This is a genomic window from Streptococcus mitis SK575, from assembly GCF_000257865.1.
Classification (GTDB): domain Bacteria; phylum Bacillota; class Bacilli; order Lactobacillales; family Streptococcaceae; genus Streptococcus; species Streptococcus mitis_CQ.
The window spans coordinates 20,393-39,560 of record NZ_AICU01000005.1 but is presented as its reverse complement, the minus strand read 5'-3'; the positions used below and the strand labels follow the sequence as shown (position 1 = coordinate 39,560).

18 protein-coding genes and 3 pseudogenes are annotated in these 19,168 nt (G+C 39.4%); 1 reads left to right on the top strand and 20 read right to left on the bottom strand.

Annotated elements, in window-relative coordinates:
* Positions 1–104: 104 nt before the first annotated feature.
* From HMPREF1048_RS03040 to HMPREF1048_RS13675, 13 genes and pseudogenes are all read right to left on the bottom strand, one after another.
* On the bottom strand, positions 105–656 hold the full coding sequence (locus HMPREF1048_RS03040) for a GNAT family N-acetyltransferase (RefSeq protein ID WP_000643811.1): 552 nt from the start codon (positions 654–656) through the stop codon (positions 105–107).
* Positions 657–909: 253 nt separating this feature from the next.
* Positions 910–1,734, bottom strand: a complete 825-nt coding sequence (gene nadE / locus HMPREF1048_RS03035; protein ID WP_000058039.1) for an ammonia-dependent NAD(+) synthetase — start codon at positions 1,732–1,734, stop codon at positions 910–912.
* Positions 1,731–3,191 carry a nicotinate phosphoribosyltransferase gene (locus HMPREF1048_RS03030; RefSeq protein ID WP_000283116.1) on the bottom strand — a complete coding sequence of 487 codons (1,461 nt, stop codon included), beginning with the start codon at positions 3,189–3,191 and terminating at the stop codon, positions 1,731–1,733. Before HMPREF1048_RS03030 ends, nadE begins: the two co-directional genes overlap by 4 nt.
* 115 nt (positions 3,192–3,306) lie before the next feature.
* Positions 3,307–3,795, bottom strand: a complete 489-nt coding sequence (locus tag HMPREF1048_RS03025) for a DUF6773 family protein (RefSeq protein ID WP_000247409.1) — start codon at positions 3,793–3,795, stop codon at positions 3,307–3,309.
* Positions 3,785–4,258 carry a DUF6773 family protein gene (locus HMPREF1048_RS03020; protein WP_000797307.1) on the bottom strand — a complete coding sequence of 158 codons (474 nt, stop codon included), beginning with the start codon at positions 4,256–4,258 and terminating at the stop codon, positions 3,785–3,787. The genes HMPREF1048_RS03025 and HMPREF1048_RS03020 overlap by 11 nt, the downstream gene beginning before the upstream one ends.
* Positions 4,248–4,457, bottom strand: coding sequence for a helix-turn-helix transcriptional regulator (locus HMPREF1048_RS03015; RefSeq protein WP_000164725.1), 210 nt, complete (start codon positions 4,455–4,457; stop codon positions 4,248–4,250). The genes HMPREF1048_RS03020 and HMPREF1048_RS03015 overlap by 11 nt, the downstream gene beginning before the upstream one ends.
* 198 nt (positions 4,458–4,655) lie before the next feature.
* On the bottom strand, positions 4,656–5,066 hold the full coding sequence (locus tag HMPREF1048_RS03010) for a GNAT family N-acetyltransferase (RefSeq protein ID WP_000273901.1): 411 nt from the start codon (positions 5,064–5,066) through the stop codon (positions 4,656–4,658).
* A gap of 109 nt (positions 5,067–5,175) precedes the next feature.
* Positions 5,176–6,426, bottom strand: coding sequence for a hypothetical protein (locus HMPREF1048_RS03005; protein ID WP_000391734.1), 1,251 nt, complete (start codon positions 6,424–6,426; stop codon positions 5,176–5,178).
* A gap of 31 nt (positions 6,427–6,457) precedes the next feature.
* Positions 6,458–7,468, bottom strand: a complete 1,011-nt coding sequence (locus tag HMPREF1048_RS03000; protein ID WP_000768286.1) for a PspC-like choline-binding domain-containing protein — start codon at positions 7,466–7,468, stop codon at positions 6,458–6,460.
* A gap of 16 nt (positions 7,469–7,484) precedes the next feature.
* Positions 7,485–8,576, bottom strand: coding sequence for a DUF6287 domain-containing protein (locus HMPREF1048_RS02995; RefSeq protein WP_000078903.1), 1,092 nt, complete (start codon positions 8,574–8,576; stop codon positions 7,485–7,487).
* 10 nt (positions 8,577–8,586) lie between these two features.
* Complete coding sequence (locus HMPREF1048_RS02990) at positions 8,587–8,943, bottom strand: hypothetical protein (protein ID WP_000730919.1); 357 nt, start codon at positions 8,941–8,943, stop codon at positions 8,587–8,589.
* 3 nt (positions 8,944–8,946) lie between these two features.
* Positions 8,947–9,702, bottom strand: a complete 756-nt coding sequence (locus tag HMPREF1048_RS13680) for an LPXTG cell wall anchor domain-containing protein (protein ID WP_419992001.1) — start codon at positions 9,700–9,702, stop codon at positions 8,947–8,949.
* A 762-nt stretch (positions 9,703–10,464) separates the two neighbouring features.
* A pseudogene (locus HMPREF1048_RS13675) lies at positions 10,465–11,001 on the bottom strand (CAP domain-containing protein); the annotation flags it as partial.
* A gap of 1,005 nt (positions 11,002–12,006) precedes the next feature.
* On the opposite strand from HMPREF1048_RS13675, the gene HMPREF1048_RS02980 reads away from it, so the two are divergent.
* Positions 12,007–12,933, top strand: coding sequence for a helix-turn-helix domain-containing protein (locus tag HMPREF1048_RS02980; RefSeq protein ID WP_000444070.1), 927 nt, complete (start codon positions 12,007–12,009; stop codon positions 12,931–12,933).
* Between the two features lie 126 nt (positions 12,934–13,059).
* Here HMPREF1048_RS02980 and HMPREF1048_RS02975 read toward each other — a convergent pair whose 3' ends face one another.
* The 7 genes and pseudogenes from HMPREF1048_RS02975 to murC all read right to left on the bottom strand — a co-directional run bounded on the left by HMPREF1048_RS02975 (position 13,060) and on the right by murC (position 19,162).
* Positions 13,060–14,424 (bottom strand): amino acid permease, encoded by a 1,365-nt coding sequence (locus HMPREF1048_RS02975; protein WP_000095648.1) that lies wholly within the window; start codon positions 14,422–14,424, stop codon positions 13,060–13,062.
* Positions 14,425–14,499: 75 nt separating this feature from the next.
* Positions 14,500–14,982: a transcription elongation factor GreA gene (greA, locus tag HMPREF1048_RS02970; protein WP_000818750.1), complete on the bottom strand. Its 483-nt coding sequence runs from the start codon at positions 14,980–14,982 to the stop codon at positions 14,500–14,502.
* Positions 14,983–15,043: 61 nt separating this feature from the next.
* A pseudogene (gene mltG, locus HMPREF1048_RS02965) lies at positions 15,044–16,381 on the bottom strand (endolytic transglycosylase MltG); the annotation flags it as partial.
* Between the two features lie 71 nt (positions 16,382–16,452).
* Positions 16,453–16,786 (bottom strand): annotated as a pseudogene (locus tag HMPREF1048_RS13670) (endolytic transglycosylase MltG); the annotation flags it as partial.
* 79 nt (positions 16,787–16,865) lie between these two features.
* Positions 16,866–17,360 (bottom strand): GNAT family N-acetyltransferase, encoded by a 495-nt coding sequence (locus tag HMPREF1048_RS02960; protein WP_000702377.1) that lies wholly within the window; start codon positions 17,358–17,360, stop codon positions 16,866–16,868.
* Complete coding sequence (locus HMPREF1048_RS02955; protein ID WP_000405274.1) at positions 17,357–17,818, bottom strand: GNAT family N-acetyltransferase; 462 nt, start codon at positions 17,816–17,818, stop codon at positions 17,357–17,359. Before HMPREF1048_RS02955 ends, HMPREF1048_RS02960 begins: the two co-directional genes overlap by 4 nt.
* 9 nt (positions 17,819–17,827) lie before the next feature.
* Positions 17,828–19,162 (bottom strand): UDP-N-acetylmuramate--L-alanine ligase, encoded by a 1,335-nt coding sequence (murC, locus tag HMPREF1048_RS02950; RefSeq protein ID WP_000072838.1) that lies wholly within the window; start codon positions 19,160–19,162, stop codon positions 17,828–17,830.
* Positions 19,163–19,168 lie beyond the last annotated feature (6 nt).

The window sequence follows — 19,168 nt, the reverse complement described above, 5'->3', positions numbered from 1 at the left end:
TATTAAATCTAGTTTTACTAGATTCACTGACTCTATCTATTTATTCGGAAAAGAAAGGATAAATGAAAAAAATAAGAACAGTGGATAAGCAATAAATTTTAAGCTTAACAGTCTTCCCTACTTATCTGATAATAAATAAGATCCGCAAGATAGCCTTTTCTCTCCACACCATTGGTAATAGTCTTTAGATAGGACATTCCAGCCTTCTCCATGACACAACCTGAAGCTGGATTGAGACTGGCATATCGTGCTCTAACTTTTTGAAAGCCTGATTGAGTAAAACAAAAATCTAAGACAGCTTTTAAGGCCTCTGTCATCATCCCAAGTCCCCAGTAAGCCTTGCCTAAAACATAGCCAATTTCACAAAAAGAATCGTTCTCATCCATTTCAACGATGCTGATATCTCCTATCACTTGCTCAGGATTTTCTTTGAGACAGATAGCCCATTTGTAATAGTTGGGATTTGTATAGGAGGCAACCCAATTACGAATCGAGTTTCGAGTCACCTCGACATCAGGATGAGGTTCCCAGGTGACATAGGTCAGATTCTCAGCAGATGAAGCCCAATTCTGAAACATAGCTTCTGCATCACTCTCCACAAATCGTCTCAAAATTAAACGGTCTGTCTGCAAGATTTGCGTACCGATTGCTTTCATGACGCTACCTCGCTTTCTAATAGATGATTCTCTATCCAGTCACCATTGAAATTTGTTTTGCTTTCGAATCTCAAGACAATAATCTAAAAAGGTCCCACGGACCTTCCTCGCTTACTTGTTTCCATGCTCGGCGTAAAAACCTCCACTGGAGGTTCCTCATTTTCTTATTTCTAAACTCGGGGTAAAAAGGTCCCCCGGATCTTCTTCGCTTTCTCATTTCTAGGCTCGGGCTGAAAACCTCCAGTGGAGGTTTTCACTCCCAAAAATCATCAAATACGGTGATTGGTAGGTGGCGTTTATGTTGACCTTTGTGCCACCAGTTTTCGATAGTCGTTTGGGCTTCTGGGCTGATTGTTTTGCCTTCTAGGTAGTCGTCAATCTCTTCATAAGTGACTCCAAGTGCAACTTCGTCAGCCAGACCTGGTTTGTCTTCTTCTAGGTCTGCTGTTGGGATTTTTTCATAAAGGGCTGGGTCTGCACCAAGTTCCTTCAAGAGTTGTTTTCCTTGACGCTTATTGAGACGATAAAGAGGGAGAATATCCGCACCACCGTCACCAAACTTGGTAAAGAAACCTGTGATATTTTCCGCAGCATGGTCTGTTCCAATGACCGCTCCGCTATGGGAACCAGCAAGGGCATACTGAGCAATCATACGGCAACGTGCCTTGATATTGCCCTTGTTAAAGTCTGAAACAGAACTACCTGTCGCTTCAACTGCTGCCGTCATGGCATCAGCTGATTCCTTGATATTCACAACCAAGCTGACATCTGGCTGGATGAATGCTAGGGCTTTTTGAGCATCTTCTTCATCGGCTTGTACTCCATAAGGCAGGCGGACAGCAATAAATTTGTAGCTATCATCCCCTGTCTCTGCTCGCAGTTCTTCCATAGCTAATTGAGCTAAACGTCCTGCTAAAGTCGAGTCCTGCCCTCCAGAAATCCCTAGTACAAAAGTTTTAAGGAAGGGGTGTTTTTTCAAGTATCTTTTTAAGAAATCAATGGAACGACGGATTTCTTCCTGGGCATCAATCACTGGTTTGACACCCAGCTCTTGGATAATCGTTTCTTGCAAACTCATTCTTCTTCTCCTTCACCAAGGGCTTCCTTACGCATTTTGTCAATCAAGTCCATCTTATCTTGCCATACATCACGCGCCAAATCCACTGGATAGTGCTGAGGATTGAGAACACGCTTATACTCATCCCAAAGCTTGTCAAATTCCTTACGAGCATAGTCCTGAATCTCAGTCAAACTAGGCAAGCTGTAAATCAATTTTCCGTCTTTGAAGATATCCACTAAGAGAGGAACAGCGTCAAAATTACGAACTGTCTTCTTGATATAAGTATAGGTCGGATGGAACATCTTGATTTCTGTCATGTCACTCACATCAACACCATCATAAGTGATGTAGTCACCCTCTGACTTGCCTTTTTCACGACTGGTAATGCGCCACACCTGCTTCTTACCTGGCGTAGACACTTTTTCAGCATTATTTGACAGCTTGATGGTATTGCGCATCTGGCCATTTTCATCTTCAATTGCAACAATCTTATAAACTGCCCCAAGAGCTGGCTGATCATAGGCTGTAATCAGCTTGGTTCCCACACCCCAGACATCAATCTTGGCCTTTTGCATCTTGAGGTTGAGGATGGTATTTTCATCCAAATCATTAGAAGCATAAATCTTAGCCTCTGTAAATCCAGCCTCGTCCAATTGCTGACGGACTTTCTTAGAAATGTAGGCAATATCCCCAGAGTCAATCCGCACACCCATAAAGTTAATCTGGTCACCCAGCTCACGCGCCACCTGAATAGCAGCTGGCACACCGATACGAAGGGTGTCATAGGTATCCACAAGAAAGACACAATTCTTGTGGGTCGCAGCGTAAGCCTTAAAGGCCTCATAGTCGTTACCATAAACCTGTACTAAGGCATGAGCATGAGTACCCAAGACAGGAATGTCAAAGAGTTTACCAGCACGCACGTTGCTGGTCCCATTGGCACCACCAATCACCGCTGCGCGTGTTCCCCAGATAGCTGCATCCATTTCTTGCGCCCGACGTGTCCCAAACTCCATCAAAGGCTCATCCTCAATGACTGAACGAATACGAGCTGCCTTAGTCGCCACCAAGGTCTGGTAGTTGACGATGTTCAAAAGAGCCGTTTCAACCAACTGACATTGAGCTAGAGGGCCTTCCACCTGTACAATCGGTTCATTAGCAAAAACCAAGTCTCCTTCTTGGGCAGAACGAACGGTCAACTCCAACTTGAAATTGCGGAGATAGTCCAAGAATGCCCCATGATAACCAAGCGACTCCAAATAGGCAATATCACTATCTGAAAAACGCAAGTCTTCTAGATAATTCACAATTCTTTCCAAACCTGCAAAAACTGCATAGCCATTCTTAAAAGGCTGTTGGCGGAAATACACCTCAAAGACCGCCTTTTTATTGTGAATTCCTTGGTCAAAGTAAACCTGCATCATGTTGATCTGGTACAAGTCCGTGTGCAATGTCAAACTATCATCTGGATACATACTTTTCCTACTTCCTTAACTAGAAACCCATAAAAATTTTCAAAAACTTTCATGTATTCCAATAAATTAGTACTATTATATCACATTTTAGCTGGATTGAGAAAAGAGTAACAAGCTATTCTCCACTCTCCAGTTCATCCATATCTTGTTCAAATTTTTTCTGAGCCCATTCTCCATAGCTCTTCAGACCAAGATTGCCGATAAAAACCCAAGGAAGGTAAATGACATAAGTAATTGCCCAAGCAGATAGGTATTTAAGGTTCAAAGGATTGTGCTGATAAATTTCTATATTGAATTGATAATTCTGCAACATCAAAAGAGCCGTAATCGCCAAGGTTAGGAAAAAACAACCCAAAATCGTAAAATGAAAACGACTATAGTAGGTCACTCCCAGATAACGGGCACGATTGAAAAAGAAGAAAATTCCTACTATCAGAGTATAGACTAGAAAATTCGAATTAAAAAGAGATGGAGCCAACACTGCCACCAAATAGCTTAGAAGTACAAGCCCAATAAAGAGTGAAAAAGACTCTGCCCCAGCTTTATTGATTAGTTGTTCTTCTCTTTCGTCAAGTAATTGATAATGAATGAATTTATTTACCATCTTCTTCCTCCCAAACTTGCTGATTTCTGCGATTCAAGTATAGGATAACTCTATCCATAGAAAAACTCCCAACGAGATAGATGATAACTGCTAGAACCACTTTTAGGGAGTACTTCCAAGTCAATAGATTGACCAGTTCCTCGCGATTGCCAACGATATCAATCAATAAAATCACTATAGAGAATCCCAAAGCAGATAAAATTCTTTCTTTTCCAGTATTCTCAACAATATCTCGAATGTCAATTCCAACATACATGCGGCGAATAATGGCATACAAACCGACTCCAATCAATAAAAGTAATTCTGGTAAATAGGACAAAAGTGTTAAATTGAAAATATAAACTTTGGCAAAAATTTCCAGTGCCAAAAATAGGCAAATTCCCAAGAGAATTTCTCCTGAAATGTTTCCGTCCAATTTTTCCGTACGTTCATCTTTAATCACAAGTTTCTTTCTATTTTTCATCTTCTTCCTCCCAAAATAATTGATCTAAAGTTTTGCCTAAGCATCTGCAAATAGACTGGCAGAGGGAGAGACTAGGATTGTATTTCCCAGCTTCAATCAGACCTATAGTCTGCCTAGTAACACCTACAGCTTCTGCCAAATCCCCTTGTGTTAAATCACGCTCCACCCGAGCTAATTTTAATTTTAAATTTTTAGTCACTAGCGTCCTCCTTCAACATTTTAAAAAGTTGCGCTTCTTTTAAAAATATTATACCATATATCTAACTTAATGCAATATATAAATGTCATTTTGTAATATTTTATTAACAAAAAAACTCTCTATCATCTTACATGATAAAGAGTATTCGTTCTTATTTGATACTTAGCTAAGCTCCTCTTCAAAGGATAGAAGTCTAGGTCACAAATCCTTTTGGTAATAATATCTTTGCCCAATATAGGGATAGTCTTGTAAGGTAAAGACTTCTTTGTAGCCATGCCTTTTATAAAAATCTGGAGCTTGAAACTGGTAGGTATTGACAAAAGCAAAACGACAGTTTCGATTCTTAGCTTCAGTTTCTGCTTGCTGCAATAGCTTTGAACCGATTCCTTGCCCTCTCAGTTCCTCTTTTACAAATAAATACTCGATTTCTAGCCAATTTCCGAAAGTCTCAGCTACCAAGCCTGCCAGAAGATTGCCTTTTTCATCTTCAACATAAAGATTCAATGGCTCACTCTCAGCCTCTTCTCTTTTGGAACGGTTATAAGCACGAATCAAATTCCCTATTTCTTGCGCCTTCTGGGATTCCTTATTTTCCAATCTAAAGTACATCCAAACCTCCTCGAAAACTGATACAGCTTGATTATAGCCTTATTTCAATAGACTGTCAAATTAGCAAAAACCCACCAATCTGAGTTGATGAGTTTCAAATTTAATACTATCACTGCTTATATTCTTTTAATTTATAATTCGATAAATAGGACTTCAACCCTTCTAAATCTGTCGTAGTATTAAACTGGGCTTTCTCTAGCTTATCCATATCTACACTGCCATCTTTTTTGACTCCTGCAGCATAACTATAATCTTTATAATTAGTATCTTTAGATCCATCAGATTTGGTCTCAGTGACCTTATAGAGAATACTTATAACAATTACATTTTCATAAGCACTGTTACTTGATGAAAATACTCCTAAGAATGTTCCTTGTGGTTCTAGGGTATAAGAAGATGAAGAATTATTCTTGTTTTCAGACTTACTGTAGTCATCAATTTTCTTAAGAATATCCTTTAATTCCTTAATTTCACTGACCTCTTTTAGGCCTGAAACTGGAACTTCAAAACTCTTTTCTGCAGGTACTTTCCCTTCTTTTTTCAATTTTGTCAAATAGTAGTCACGAACCACAAGTTTGATGTTATCTCCATTTTTCAAATCATTGGCATCAGAATTACCATCAATAGTGAAGATATCTTCCTCATCTTTTGTTTTAGGAATAGAAACTCGACCATAGCCATTGAAACCTTCAAAACTTAAAGGAGTTAGTTTTAAGAGTTCTTCTTTTGAAACTTTTTCATATTCCTTCAGTGTTTCAACCTTAAATGATTTCTTTTCAGCTTTAACAGGTGAGTTTTGCGAAGTCGTTGTGACTGTGAAAGTCACTTCATCCCCATTTTTTAACTCACTTTTCTTATCAAACTCGTAGCGGACACTACTAATCATAGCCTTAGCTAGAGAAGCCTTTGAGGCTAATTGTGGATTGGTTGCCAAGGCTGATAAGGCTACAGGATCATTCTGGGCAAGGGCTTGAGCTTGTTCCTTATTAAAGCCAGCCTTTTTGTAGGATAGTTCCTTAACCATAGCCGCAATCACTTCTTCATTATAGGTCAAGGTTCCTGACTCTGAATAACCTGAAAATTCAACCCTAACTTCTTTTGTTAAACTTTTAGGTTGCCCTTGATAAAAGTTATAACCTACAAAAGCAATAATAGTAAGTCCAAGAGCAATCAGTACACCAAGAGTTTCCTTACGTCGTGTCTCAATGATGTGTTTTACCTTATCCACAAATCCTAACTGACTTGGGACAGGAGCTACAGGATTGGCATGTTCACTTTCCTGCTTAACGCTTGTCTCTTGCTCCGAAACTTCTGTGTTATTTGAAGTCTCTTCGTTTACCTTATTTTCCAACTCTTCCACTTAAAATCTCCTTTGTATAACCAAAATGGAATTATTTGATCCATTTACCAGATCCATCTACACGGTAACCATCTGGTGTACGTTCGCTAACAGCCATTTTACCATTTGATTTAAGGTAATAATCTCCCACCCATTTGTTACGAGCGTAGCTACCTTCTGATGTCAAATAGTAATATGATTTGTAATCATTGTCATAAATCCACTCGCTCTTAGCCATCTTACCATTTGATTTGAGGTAATAACTTCCTGACCAAGCATTACGCGCATAGCTTCCTTCTGATGTCAAGTAATAGTAAGATCCATAATTAGAATCATAAATCCACTCACTCTTAGCCATGTAACCACCTGATTTGAGATAGTAGTTCCCTACCCAAGCATTTTCTACATACTCACCAGCAGCATTCAAATAGAAATATGACTTATACTGTGAATCATAGATCCATTTGCTAAAAACTTTTTGGCCATTTTGATAGTAAGAACGACCTACCCAACCATTCTTTCCACTTGGTTGTTCTGGAGTTTTTGGCTCAGGTGTTGCTGTTGGCTTTAAGTTAACTTTTTCGTATTTAACAAATTCTCCATCTTTAATTGTCAATTTAATAGCTCCAACTAAAGTGAAGTAACCCGATTCGTGTGCAAGCGTCCAATCCTTAAACGAAACCAAATAAGTTCCATCTGGGTAAGGTTTCCCACCTTGCAGAGATAAACCAAACTTTGCTCTACCAACATTTTTCTTAGCTTCCCCATTTGTAACTGGTTTAGTAAGAATGAAAGTTTCTGGATTTACTACCCGTCCTGTATTAGCTTCTAAAATTTCAACAGCCTTATACTGCTCAGTTGCAACAGTTACATCAGGACGATCTCCAACAATTTCCAAGTACAAATTTCCATCTAGTCCCATCTGTGCAGTTACATCTGCATAAATCTTACGGTATTCTGCAGCTTCTACACTGCTTGTAGGGAGTACACTTGTTGTGATAACTCCTGCTGTTACGAGGCTCAACCCCATCACTGATCCTGTCAATACATGTTTTAGTTTCATCTTCTATTTCTCCTTTTTATTCACTAACCTTATAATAAAATTCGTTTGGATTGGACAATGTATCCACACTTTGGGTAATTAACAAACGATCCTTGCTACTGTCTGATGCATCTTTGAAAACAGTATCACCTACATTATTATCTGGATGTACAACTCCTTTTGGAATGAGTATAACCGAAGCACCACCAACACCACTGCTTGTGGTCATACCAAATCGAACCATATTATTTACAATCTTAGGTACTGTGTCAGTCAAGACTAACCCATTTGTAAAACCATTTTCATCAAAAGTGACTTCTACACCATTGTTATTCTTCCAAGTTCCTTTGATACTGCTGAAGTTTTTCTGGTAAATCTCAGCCAGGTGAGCACCAGGTTCCTTAGCCTGCTCCTCTAGGTCAATAAAGGGACGACTAGCTGAAGCATCATCAAAACTCATCCAGTTCAAGCCTTCCAAATCAATCTTTTTAATCCCATCTAGCCCTTGTAAACTTGAAGGGTCCTTGGTTTCTCTCAAATCATAGTTAACTGAACTGGCTTCCTGGTAACGGCCATCTACAAAGAGATAAGTTTTAGCAATGGCCTCAGGTCTAGGAGAATTGAAATTTAGATAAGAAATCGCACCGTTCTCATAAGGAATAAGTATACGACGTTCTCCACCTCTTCCAGCAACTCCACCAGACTTCACTAGCAGAGTTCCTTGATCAGTCAGATAATAAATTCCAAGTAAAATCTTATCTTGCTTAATCAGTAATTCCTTTTTCCCATCCTTATTGATATCATAAAAAGTATAAGCGATATCTATTCCATCATAATCAAATAAAATGGAATTAATATAAGATTCCTCTTTATCATCTGAGGAAGACTGAGGCATTTGTTTAGCCTGTGCTGTCTTAACCCTCTCTTTATAAGATTCCAAAACATTTTGATAAGCCACATGGTAATTAATCTTTGGTTGTTCAGCTTTTTTATCTTCTGAAGCACTGGTTTGGACTGTAGCGTCAGTTGACTCTCCCCCACTCGTCTGACTAGCCTGTTGACCACAGGCTGCTAATAAAATGACTGAGCCAGCCAATAACAAGCCACTTAAAATGCTTTTTTGGGACATAATACCTCCTTTATTTCTTTTTAAAAGATTTGCCAGCCAATATACCAGTCGGATCTGAAGTAATGGTCAGCTCTCCACCTTTGATCTCATAACCTAGTTTCATTGAAGACAATTCAAAGGTCTTTTCTTTCTGGTTGACCTTCATCTCATCTGTCTGCTCTGTTTGCTTACCCTCTGTTAGGAAACCAATTGTTTTTCCTTTTGTATGAACTTGTCCCTTATCACCCTTGATTTGGATGGTCACGGTTACTTCTTCCATAAATGGCATACTACCTTGGTAGACATAAGTTCCATCTGCTGAGGAACAGGCCACCAAAAGCAATAGGCTCGTTGCTAACGATAATACAAAGGCAACTTTCTTTTTCAATGTTTATCCCTCTTTTTTCTTTAAAACAATTCCTAATCCTGCCAAGAAGCCATATCCTAATAAAGCTAGTAGGCTCACTTGACTTCCAGTATTTGGTAACGCATGTTGTTCTGCTGGCTTGTCTGATGATTTATCTGATGGTTTGTCCGCTGGCTTATCCGCTGGTTTATCTGATGGCTTATCTGATGGTTTATCCGTTGGCTTGTCCGCTGGCTTATCTGATGGTTTATCCGTTAGCTTGTCCGCTGGCTTATCTGATGGTTTATCTGATGGCTTGTCCGCTGGTTTATCCGTTGGTTTATCTGCTAGCTTATTCGCTGGCTTATCCGTTGGCTTATCCGCTGGTTTATCCGCTGGTTTATCCGCTGGTTTATCCGCTGGCTTATCTGATGGCTTATCTGATGGCTTATCTGATGGCTTATCTGATGGCTTATCTGATGGCTTATCAATGATAGCACTTGGATCCAATTCTGGTAACTCATCCACTTTTGGAGCATCTTTTGGTGTTGCACCAATTCCATCTGGGTTTTGTTGCGTATTCAAATCACTCGGAATATCATCTGTGATATCCAATACTGGTAATTCATCTACTGTCGGAGCTACTTTTGGTGTCGCACCGATACCATCAGGATTTTGTTTTGTATTTAAATCACTTGGGATATCAGATGTGATATCCAATGCAGGTAATTCATCTACTGTTGGGGCAACTTTTGGCGTTGCTGAAATGACACGGTTACCATCAGTATATACATTCAGCATCTTATCGATTGAAAAGATATCAGACTTGTGTTTGTGGTCAGCTTGTGCTCGTCTCAATCGAGCTTTTGCATCCGACAAGTCTTGTTCAGCCGCTGTAATGCGTTGTTCCACGTTTGTCTTGTCAGCTTCTGCCTGTGCTAGACTTGCGCGCAATTGTGGCAATTGTGCTTTGACACGCATAGCGTCATCACGTTTACTTGTTGCTGCATCGATTTCACGTTGAATTGCGTTGATACGTTCTGTTACATCATTTACGCGAGCTGTTGCTATATCCAATTCACCTTGTTTTTGAACAACTGCATCTGCTTTATCTTGAGCGGTTGTTGTCAGTGTTGTCAAATCAGATTTTGCTTGATTTAGAGCTGTGGTTGCATCTGTACGCGCTGTAGCAATATCGTTCAATTGAGCATTTAATGCGTCTAATTCTTGAGTCAAGTTTGCTTTCTTAGCAACTAAGGCGTCACGTTCGCGTTCTTGTGTCGCTTTTTGAGCTTGCAATGCGTCCAACTCAGCTTGCATTTTTGGTCGGTCATCAATCACTTGACGTTTAACAAACACATAATGAGTGTCTGCAATGAATTTCATGGTCTTACCATAGAAAGTTGGATGCATCGGATCTGCTTCGTTGAATGAGCTGACGTTCGCCCGATATTTTATTTCGGAATCGCTTTTAGTCACTAGGTAAAGTATTTGATAATCTTCGTCCCATCCATAAGTGTTACCAGTACTCGCTAACACGTTGAAAGACGTAAAGTATGTTGTCTTTTCTTTACCATTAACTGTGGACATAGCTAGACCCATTTTACCACCCATTGGGGCTAACAAATTACGACGGTGACCATAGCTATTACCTAGAAGATTTTTATAGTCAGAATACCAACCTAGTAACCTTTCGTAGGCTAATGTTTCATTTGTCACAATTCGATAGAATAATAAATACTCGCCGTCACGACCTGAAAGTTGTCCATAACCACCGCCTGAAATGTTTTCGACATCATTTTCCGGTTGTACGCGAGGTTTGTCACTCGGTGATTGTAAGTTTGTGTTATGACTCAAAATGCCCGTGTTTTGCATTTCATTCGCGCGTTTTTGCGCATATGCAAGATATTCATCGTCAACTACTATATTACCCAATAAGCCGTTATTGACGCGTAGTTGGTTGAGCAATTTGGCAAAGGCTTCTGAAATACCTTTGTTATCTACTTTATAACGATATGTTGGTCGTTCTTTATACTTACGAGTTGTCGGATCATATGGTTCTTTGTTATAAGCAGCTACTGCATTCGTGAAATCAATCATATCTTGTGTGGCATCAATTTCCACAATGTCCACACCTTGGAAATTGACAGGTTCCATTTGTTTGTTACGATATGGTCCATGGTTATACGCATAATCATCTAGGTTGTCGTGAGCTGTATGGTTACGTTCATCCGGATTCAAATCAGTTGAAATAACTTTAACTCTATAGCTATCGATTTCACCTTGTTTCGCAGCAATTTTAGCGTCTGTAGCTGTGATTTGAGCACCTTTCGCATTCAAATCATTATCAACGTTTGAAATTTTATCAGTTGTGTTTGTGATATTTTTACGCACGTTAGCATCTGTGATTGCGTCAAGGTCTGCTTGTTTCGTATCAACATCAGCTTTCTTAGCGTCACGAGCATTATCAGCCTCTGTTTTTGCGGTGTTAGCATTATCTAGTGCTGTATGCGCATCACGTTCACCATCTTTAGCGGTATTCAAATCGTTTGTTGCGTTTGTCTTGTCAGCTGTTTTGCTAGCGATAATATCGTTTTGAGCATTGATAATTTTGTTTGCGTTATTAGCAGTGTCGATGTCTTTATTGATTGAGTCAATTTTGTCATCAGCTTTTACCTTGTCAGCTTTTGCTTGGTCAACAGTACCTTGTTTTGCGTCGACATCAGCTTGCGCCTTATCTACATCAGCTTTAGCATTTTTAACGTCTTGTACAGTAACATGAACAGGGGTCGTCTTCACCGTAGGCTTGGGTTGACCAGAATCAACCTCTTCCGCATGGACAGTTGTATTTACAGCACCAGCACCAACAAGAATAGTTGTTAAGCCAGCGCTTAATAAAATATCTTTTTTCTTCATATTGGCTCCTTTTTATTTTTTTGTATAGTATACAGTAAATAATCCCCTTTTTGGATATTTCTACCGAAAATAGTAGAATTTTATCCCCTCCCCCCGATTTTCAAAAAAAATCTACTAAAAACAATAGTTTTTTTCAAAAATGGAGAAATTTAAGTTATAATAAAACCAATAATACTTAAGGAGACTGTCATGGAATCGAAACACTATGGAGAAATCATTCAAAGAATCCGTCAAGATCGCAATATGAGCCTCAAAGAGGCTGCTGGTGATGCAATTACCCCCAATAATCTCAGTCGTTTTGAAAAAGGACTCGCTACTGTTAAAGTTGATACATTTTTTTATTTATTAAATAAACTAAATGTGGAAACTTCTGATATCGAAGAATTATTTGAAACTCAGAAAGAAAATTTCCAGAAAGTATATGATATCTGGATAGCTATTGTTAACAACGATTTTATAAAAGCTAGAAAAATACTTGGAGGGAAAAAAGATTGGAGCAAGCCGTTAGACTATTATATTATGCTCATACGCATAGCAAATAGTTCAAAGAAATTAGAGCTATTTACACCTGATGAATTAGAAGCTATTGACAACCTAATAAACTATATTTCTAGGTTAGAAACTTTCTATACATATGATTTTCTCATTTTAGACACTCTGTTTAATATAGTAAATCTACCTTTTGAAGAAAAGTTTCTTGAGTACCTAGAAAAAGTAATCAGTAAGAATTTAGAAAACTCAAAATCTAAAAGTGCATATTATTCAATACTCCACGTTAGTCCATTGATCAATTTGATTAGTGCTTACTCTCGTTGTGGATATTACGAGAAAGCAGAAAAACTTATCTATAAACTAAAATTATTACTAACTCAAGATAATTTCACTCAATTTTCATTTTATAATCTATTTTTGGTGAACATGTACGAAGTTTTCAATCTGCTTCGACAAAATAACCCAAAGGGTATTGAACGAGCTAATACTCTTCTTCATTACATTGATGCCCAAAACGACCTCTTCCCATTAGCAAATATGTTTACAATGAAAAATTCATTCATCCAACAAGTTCAACGACTGAATAAAACTGGTATTCCATTCCCTACAGAAGATGAGGAATAACTAACAACATCAGTCTGGAGCAAAATGTTTATAACTTCAAAGCACCAAAGTCACTTTAGACTCTGGCGCTTTTTTATCTTTATTTTAAAGGAAAAACTCACCAACCTGAGTTGATGAGTTCTTAATCTATTTTCTAAATTTCCACTGGCTATAAATCCCGAAACCGATAATCCAGATAGCTGAACCGATTGCTCCTACAAATGTAGACTCTTGTAAAAAGAGGGTTACAAAGACAAAGGCAAAGAAGAGCATGGTCAAAGGATTTAAGAAACGATAGTGAGGCATGAGATAGCCATCCGCCATAAAGTCTGGTGACTTGCGGTATTTAAGGTGAGCCACCATAATCAAAATATAAATGGCAATATAAACACCTGATGATGATGCTGTAATCAAGGCAAAGGCATCCGAAACACCTGGCAAGACATTAATAAAGGCTGCTAGGGCAATCAAGATTGCTGAAGCAATAATAGCATTTTGTGGCACATTATGGCGAGAGAGAGTATCTGCTTTAATTGCCTTTAGGAAGCGATTTGGCGAATCATGGGCAATCTGGTACAAATGACGTCCTGTTGAATAAAGAGTTGAGTTAAGAGCAGATGCTGCTGACGTCAAAACGACGAAGTTAATCAAGGCCGCTGCCCACTTGATACCGGCCAATTCAAATACTGTTACAAAAGGAGAATCAGCTGAAGCAAGTTCACGCCATGGAATAATAGACATAATGGCCAAGAGAGCTCCACCATAGAAAAAGACGATTCGTAGAGGAATTTCCTTAACGGCTTTTGGCAAGACCTGGCGTGGATTTTTTGTTTCTGAAGTCGTTACCCCGATAAACTCAATCATGAGGTAGGCAAAGAAAACCATCTGGAAAGCCATAACAAAGTTCACTCCACCATTTGGGAAGAGGGAGAAATTGTCGGCGATATTAGCTAAACTTGCTACTCCATGAGGTGTCTTAAAGCCTGTCAAGACCATAAAGACTCCTGTCGCAATCATAGCTAAAATAGCCACAATCTTGACCATAGCAAACCAAAACTCAACTTCCCCAAAGAGCTTCACCGCAATCAGATTGACCAAGGCTAGAATGGTCAAAAACCCAATCTCAATCATCCAGCTGGGCCAGCTAGGAAACCAAAACTGAACATAGTGAGAGATAGCAGTGATTTCCGCCATACCGATAAAGACAACAGATAGCCAGTAAGACCAAACCGAGAAATAACCCCAACCCTTACCCAAATGGCGCGTGATAAAGTTGATAAAGGTATGTTGCTCAGGGTCTTGGTAGAGCATTTCCCCAACCGCACGCATCATGAGGAACATAAAAGCCCCAGTAATCATATAAATCAGTACAATAGAAGGACCTGTTAGGCTGATAGAGCGACCTGCTCCCAAAAAAAGTCCTGTTCCGATTGTTCCAGCAATGGCCATAACCTGTACGTGACGATTGGTCAGACCACGCTCCATCTTATTTTTTTTCTTCTTTGAACTCATATCGTCTCCAATTCAATTTAAAATGGAAAAAGGAGTGAGTGAAGCGCACTGCCTCCCCACTCCTTTTTTCTGTTTTTAGGCTGTTTTTTCAACCTTCAAGATTTTTACATCATAGCTACCAACAGGTGTTTCAATGGTTGCTGTGTCACCTGTTTTCTTGCCAATCAAGGCTTGTCCAATTGGGCTTTCATTTGAGACCTTACCTGCAAAGGCATCCGCACCCGCTGAACCTACGATAATATAAACTTCTTCTTCGTCCTCACCAATTTCTTGGATAGTAACTGTTTTACCAATCGCTACTTCATCTTGAGCAACTGAGTCACTATTGACGATTTCAGCATAACGGATTTTTGTTTCTAAGCTAGAGATTTGTCCTTCGACAAATGCTTGTTCATCCTTAGCTGCTTCGTATTCACTGTTTTCAGAAAGGTCACCGTATGAACGGGCAATCTTAATGCGTTCTACCACTTCTGGACGGCGAACCAATTTCAATTCTTCTAATTCTTTTTCAAGTTTTTCCTTTTCCGCTAGGGTCATAGGATATGTTTTTTCTGCCATTTTTCTCAACTTTCTTCTGATGATATTTTCTAAAGAAAATTATGTGAAGCATCACATAATTTTAGTTTGTTTGGTTTAATTTGCTGTTGACATGTTCAGCGACATTACGATCATGCTCTTCCTGGGTAGCAGCATAATAGACCTTGCCATCTGTAACATTAGCTACAAAGTATAAGTTATCACTCTTAGTCTGATTAATACTTGCCTCGATGGCATCCAAACTTGGACTATCTACTGGACCTGGCATCAAACCAGCTTTAGTATAAACATTATACGGTGAATTAATTGTCGTATCAATTCCAGCATCATCAGCAAGACTAATCTTCTGACCAAGTTTTCCTTGGGCATACAAGATGGCAATATTGCTTTGAAGTGGCATACCAAGATTCAAGCGATTGTAGAATACACCTGCAATCAACTTACGATCTTCAGTCTTAGCACCTTCTTTTTCGACCAGTGAAGCAATGGTCAACAATTCATTGACTGTCAAGTTTTTAGACTTAATCGCACTATAATGAGGCGCCAAAGTCTTGTCCATGGTTGCCAGCATCTCATCAATCAAGCTTTCAATCGTTGTACTTTCCTTGATAGAGTAAGTAGCTGGGAAGAGGAAACCTTCTAAACGATAACGAACGCCACTTTCCTTTGTAGGCAAGCTTTCAAGTAGACTAGGATATTTGGCAACTTCTTGACTGATAAAGTTGTCATCTTGAACTTTAGACAAGAAAGCATCAGCTGTCAAAGGCTCTTTGAATTCACCTTGCAATTGACCTACTGCTTGTGCAATTTGATCAATCGTATAACCTTCTGGAATTGTTAAATTCGCAAGCGCAGGTTCTTGAGCTTCAGCTGTTCCACCTTTTTGTAGTTCGTGAATGATATCTTCTGTACTCATGCTCTTTTGCAAATTGTAATAGCCAGACTTCAAATCTGAATAATTTTTATATTTCGCATAAAAAGCAAAAATAACTCCATGTTTAATCAAGCCAGACTTTTCAAGAGTTGAACCAATTGTTTGAACATTGGCTCCTTCTGGGATTTGCACTGTCACATATTGTTTAGATGAAGCATCTATAGGCTGTAAAGATGACTGAACATACTGATAACCGAAGTAACCACCTGCTGAAATCAAACCTAGGAAAATCAGCAGAGAAATGAAGAAGGCCTTGAATCCTGATTTTTTCTTCTTAGTAGGCTGAACTGTCTCACGACGGCTACGACGTGGAGTTGCAGGCATTTCTTCTACAGCTTTCTTTTCCACTACTGGTTTTGAAATAGGAACTTCTCTTTTTACCTCTCTCTGACCTTCTGTCTTATAAGAAACAGCTACCCTTGTTGGGATTTCATTAAATTCCTTCTCTACGTTTCTAGGACTAACAGGTCCTGGAGTTGGTCTTGATACTCCTTCCGCTGATGGAGTAGAAGGTCCTTCTTGACTCGGGTGACTAGGAGTAAGTGAAGCTTGTCTTGCAGCCTCTTCTGCTGGAGAAGAAGGAACATCTTGACTTGGATGGCTTGGAACAGTAAGAGTTTCTCTTTTTATCTCATCTGATGGAGAAGCTGGTAAATCTTGGCTGGGGTGAGTCGGCACGGTAGGAGCGTTTCTCATAATATCCTCTACAGCTGATAGAGAATCTTCCATCAAATCTTCTATTGACTGATCATTTTTAGAAGAAAGTTGGGGTTTTATTGAAGCTAAATTAACTTCTTCCTGATCTTCTTCATGTTTTTTAACTCGTTCTAAATCACGTAAAATCTGCTCTTTAAAGCTTAATTTTTCGTCTTCTCTTGATTTTTCACTCAAAAGTTTTTCCTCCTCGTTGACAATCCATAATATTATATCTTAAAAACGAAAGAAAAGCAACCTAGCATGCTTTTCTAGCCTATTTTTTAGCTTCCCAGACCATATCATACCAGGTTTCCCCTGCAAAGGTTGACTGAGACAGACCTTCATTGACAAATCCATTCTTTTCATAGTAGGCGATGAGATAGTCATGACAGGTTAAATTAATACCTTCTCTTTCGTGTTCAAGAGCCAGTTCTTTCAAGGCTGTTAGCAATTTCTGACCCAGTCCGAGTCCCTGTGCTTCCTTGGCAATAGACAGACAGGTCACAGAGATATAGCCACCAGGCTCATGACTATGATCTTCTATCTCTTCTGTAAAAGAGTGATCTTGCAGATGGCGTTGGAGGCCAACTGGTCCTTCTATATACCCAATAATCTTACCCTCTTTTTCTGCAACCAGAAACGAGGTCTGAATTTCTCGCAAATGCGCTTCAAAAACCGAGAGAGGAATGGCTTCTTCTACCGAGAAATTCTCTAGTTCAATCTCGACAATCCGATCCAAATCTTCTAATCTTGCTGGTCTAATTTTCATTGTGCCTCCAGATAAAAAGGATTAAACCAAATCATACTATAACCCTGACTAGTTGCATAAAGGGAAGTTTCTTCATCAATGAAACCGTTCATTTCAAAATAAGAAAGCAACTCATCAGGACTCTCCAAACGAATCCCTTTGTAATCCAGCTCAACTGCCACCTCTTTCAAGGCTGCAAGAAAAAGTGTTCCCAAGCCCTGTCTCTGATGGTCAGCCTCGATGACTAAAGAATGTATTTTTAGACATTGCGGATTGTCTGACTGGGGACTTGATAGAATATAGCCTAAAAGTCGATTTTCATCCCTAGCTAGAAGAAAGGTATCCGCACACTTACGGATACTTTCTTCTAAAATATGGGAAGGTTGCTGCTGTTCAGCTGGAAAAGACGAAGTTTGAATTGCCTCTATCTCAGCCAAATCAGACTTACTTGCCTGAATAATCTTAATTGGAATTTCCATGGGAACATCCTATTGAACATTGCTTGTCAAGTTAGACAAGAGACGTTCAAATGAGTATTCATAGGTTTGGATGTCTCCTGCTCCCATAAAGACATAAACAGCATTATCATGGTCTAGGAGTGGAGATACATTTTCAACAGTGATCACTTGATGTTTCTTGTCAATCTTATTGGCTAGGTCTTCTACCTTGACATCACCATGGTCCACTTCACGAGCTGACCCATAAATCTGTGCTAGGTAAACAGCATCTGCTTGGTTTAAAGCATGAGCAAAGTCGTCCAACAAGGCAATGGTTCTTGTAAAGGTATGCGGTTGGAAGATTGCTACGATTTCCTTGCTTGGGTATTTTTGACGAGCCGCATCCAAGGTCGCAATGATTTCTGTTGGATGGTGGGCAAAATCATCGATAATCACTGTGTCATTGACAATTTTCTCAGTGAAACGACGCTTAACACCAGCAAATGTTTTCAAGTGTTCACGCACCAAGTTCAAATCAAAGCCTGCTGTGTAAAGAAGACCAATAACGGCTGTCGCATTCATGATATTGTGACGACCAAAGGTTGGGATGTGGAATTGACCCAATTCTTGTCCACGGAAATGAACTGTGAAGGTTGAACCAGTTGTTGAACGAAGAAGGTCACTAGCTACAAAGTCATTGCCTTCAGCTTCAAAACCATAATAATAAATCGGAGCATTGGCTGTAATCTTACGCAATTCTGCATCTTCACCATAGACAAAAAGACCCTTGGTAATTTGTTTGGCATAGTCGTTAAAGGCATTGAAAACATCCTCTAGACTTGTGAAATAGTCTGGATGGTCAAAGTCAATGTTGGTGATGATAGAGTATTCTGGGTGGTAAGGCATGAAATGACGCTCATATTCGTCAGATTCAAAGACAAAATATTTAGCATTAGCTGAACCACGACCTGTCCCGTCACCAATCAAGAAGCTGGTATCTGTGATGTGAGACAAGACGTGTGACAACATACCTGTTGTTGAAGTTTTTCCATGTGCTCCTGCCACTCCCATGCTGACAAAGTCGCGCATAAAGCTACCGAGGAATTCGTGATAACGTTTATAGCTGATGCCATTTTGGTCCGCATAGGCGATTTCAACGTTGTTATCTGGACGGAAGGCGTTTCCCGCGATAATCTCCACATCACCTTGTAAGTTCTTTTCATCAAAAGGAAGAATGGCAATCCCTGCCTGCTCTAGACCACGTTGAGTAAAGTAATATTTTTCAACATCTGAACCTTGAACCTTGTGTCCCATTTGGTGCAACATCAAGGCTAGGGCACTCATCCCTGATCCCTTGATTCCAATAAAATGATATGTGTTTGACATGCTTTT

Excerpts from the sequence above, each read along its gene's own strand:
- HMPREF1048_RS03000 (WP_000768286.1), bottom strand. The coding sequence starts at position 7,468 with ATGAAACTAAAACATGTATTGACAGGATCAGTGATGGGGTTGAGCCTC.
- murC (WP_000072838.1), bottom strand. The coding sequence starts at position 19,162 with ATGTCAAACACATATCATTTTATTGGAATCAAGGGATCAGGGATGAGT.
- nadE (WP_000058039.1), bottom strand. The coding sequence starts at position 1,734 with ATGAGTTTGCAAGAAACGATTATCCAAGAGCTGGGTGTCAAACCAGTG.
- HMPREF1048_RS03030 (WP_000283116.1), bottom strand. The coding sequence starts at position 3,191 with ATGTATCCAGATGATAGTTTGACATTGCACACGGACTTGTACCAGATC.
- HMPREF1048_RS03040 (WP_000643811.1), bottom strand. The coding sequence starts at position 656 with ATGAAAGCAATCGGTACGCAAATCTTGCAGACAGACCGTTTAATTTTG.
- HMPREF1048_RS02960 (WP_000702377.1), bottom strand. The coding sequence starts at position 17,360 with ATGAAAATTAGACCAGCAAGATTAGAAGATTTGGATCGGATTGTCGAG.
- greA (WP_000818750.1), bottom strand. The coding sequence starts at position 14,982 with ATGGCAGAAAAAACATATCCTATGACCCTAGCGGAAAAGGAAAAACTT.
- HMPREF1048_RS03020 (WP_000797307.1), bottom strand. The coding sequence starts at position 4,258 with ATGAAAAATAGAAAGAAACTTGTGATTAAAGATGAACGTACGGAAAAA.
- HMPREF1048_RS03010 (WP_000273901.1), bottom strand. The coding sequence starts at position 5,066 with ATGTACTTTAGATTGGAAAATAAGGAATCCCAGAAGGCGCAAGAAATA.
- HMPREF1048_RS13680 (WP_419992001.1), bottom strand. The coding sequence starts at position 9,702 with ATGCTGAATGTATATACTGATGGTAACCGTGTCATTTCAGCAACGCCA.
- HMPREF1048_RS02955 (WP_000405274.1), bottom strand. The coding sequence starts at position 17,818 with ATGGAAATTCCAATTAAGATTATTCAGGCAAGTAAGTCTGATTTGGCT.
- HMPREF1048_RS03025 (WP_000247409.1), bottom strand. The coding sequence starts at position 3,795 with ATGGTAAATAAATTCATTCATTATCAATTACTTGACGAAAGAGAAGAA.
- HMPREF1048_RS02995 (WP_000078903.1), bottom strand. The coding sequence starts at position 8,576 with ATGTCCCAAAAAAGCATTTTAAGTGGCTTGTTATTGGCTGGCTCAGTC.
- HMPREF1048_RS02980 (WP_000444070.1), top strand. The coding sequence starts at position 12,007 with ATGGAATCGAAACACTATGGAGAAATCATTCAAAGAATCCGTCAAGAT.
- HMPREF1048_RS02975 (WP_000095648.1), bottom strand. The coding sequence starts at position 14,424 with ATGAGTTCAAAGAAGAAAAAAAATAAGATGGAGCGTGGTCTGACCAAT.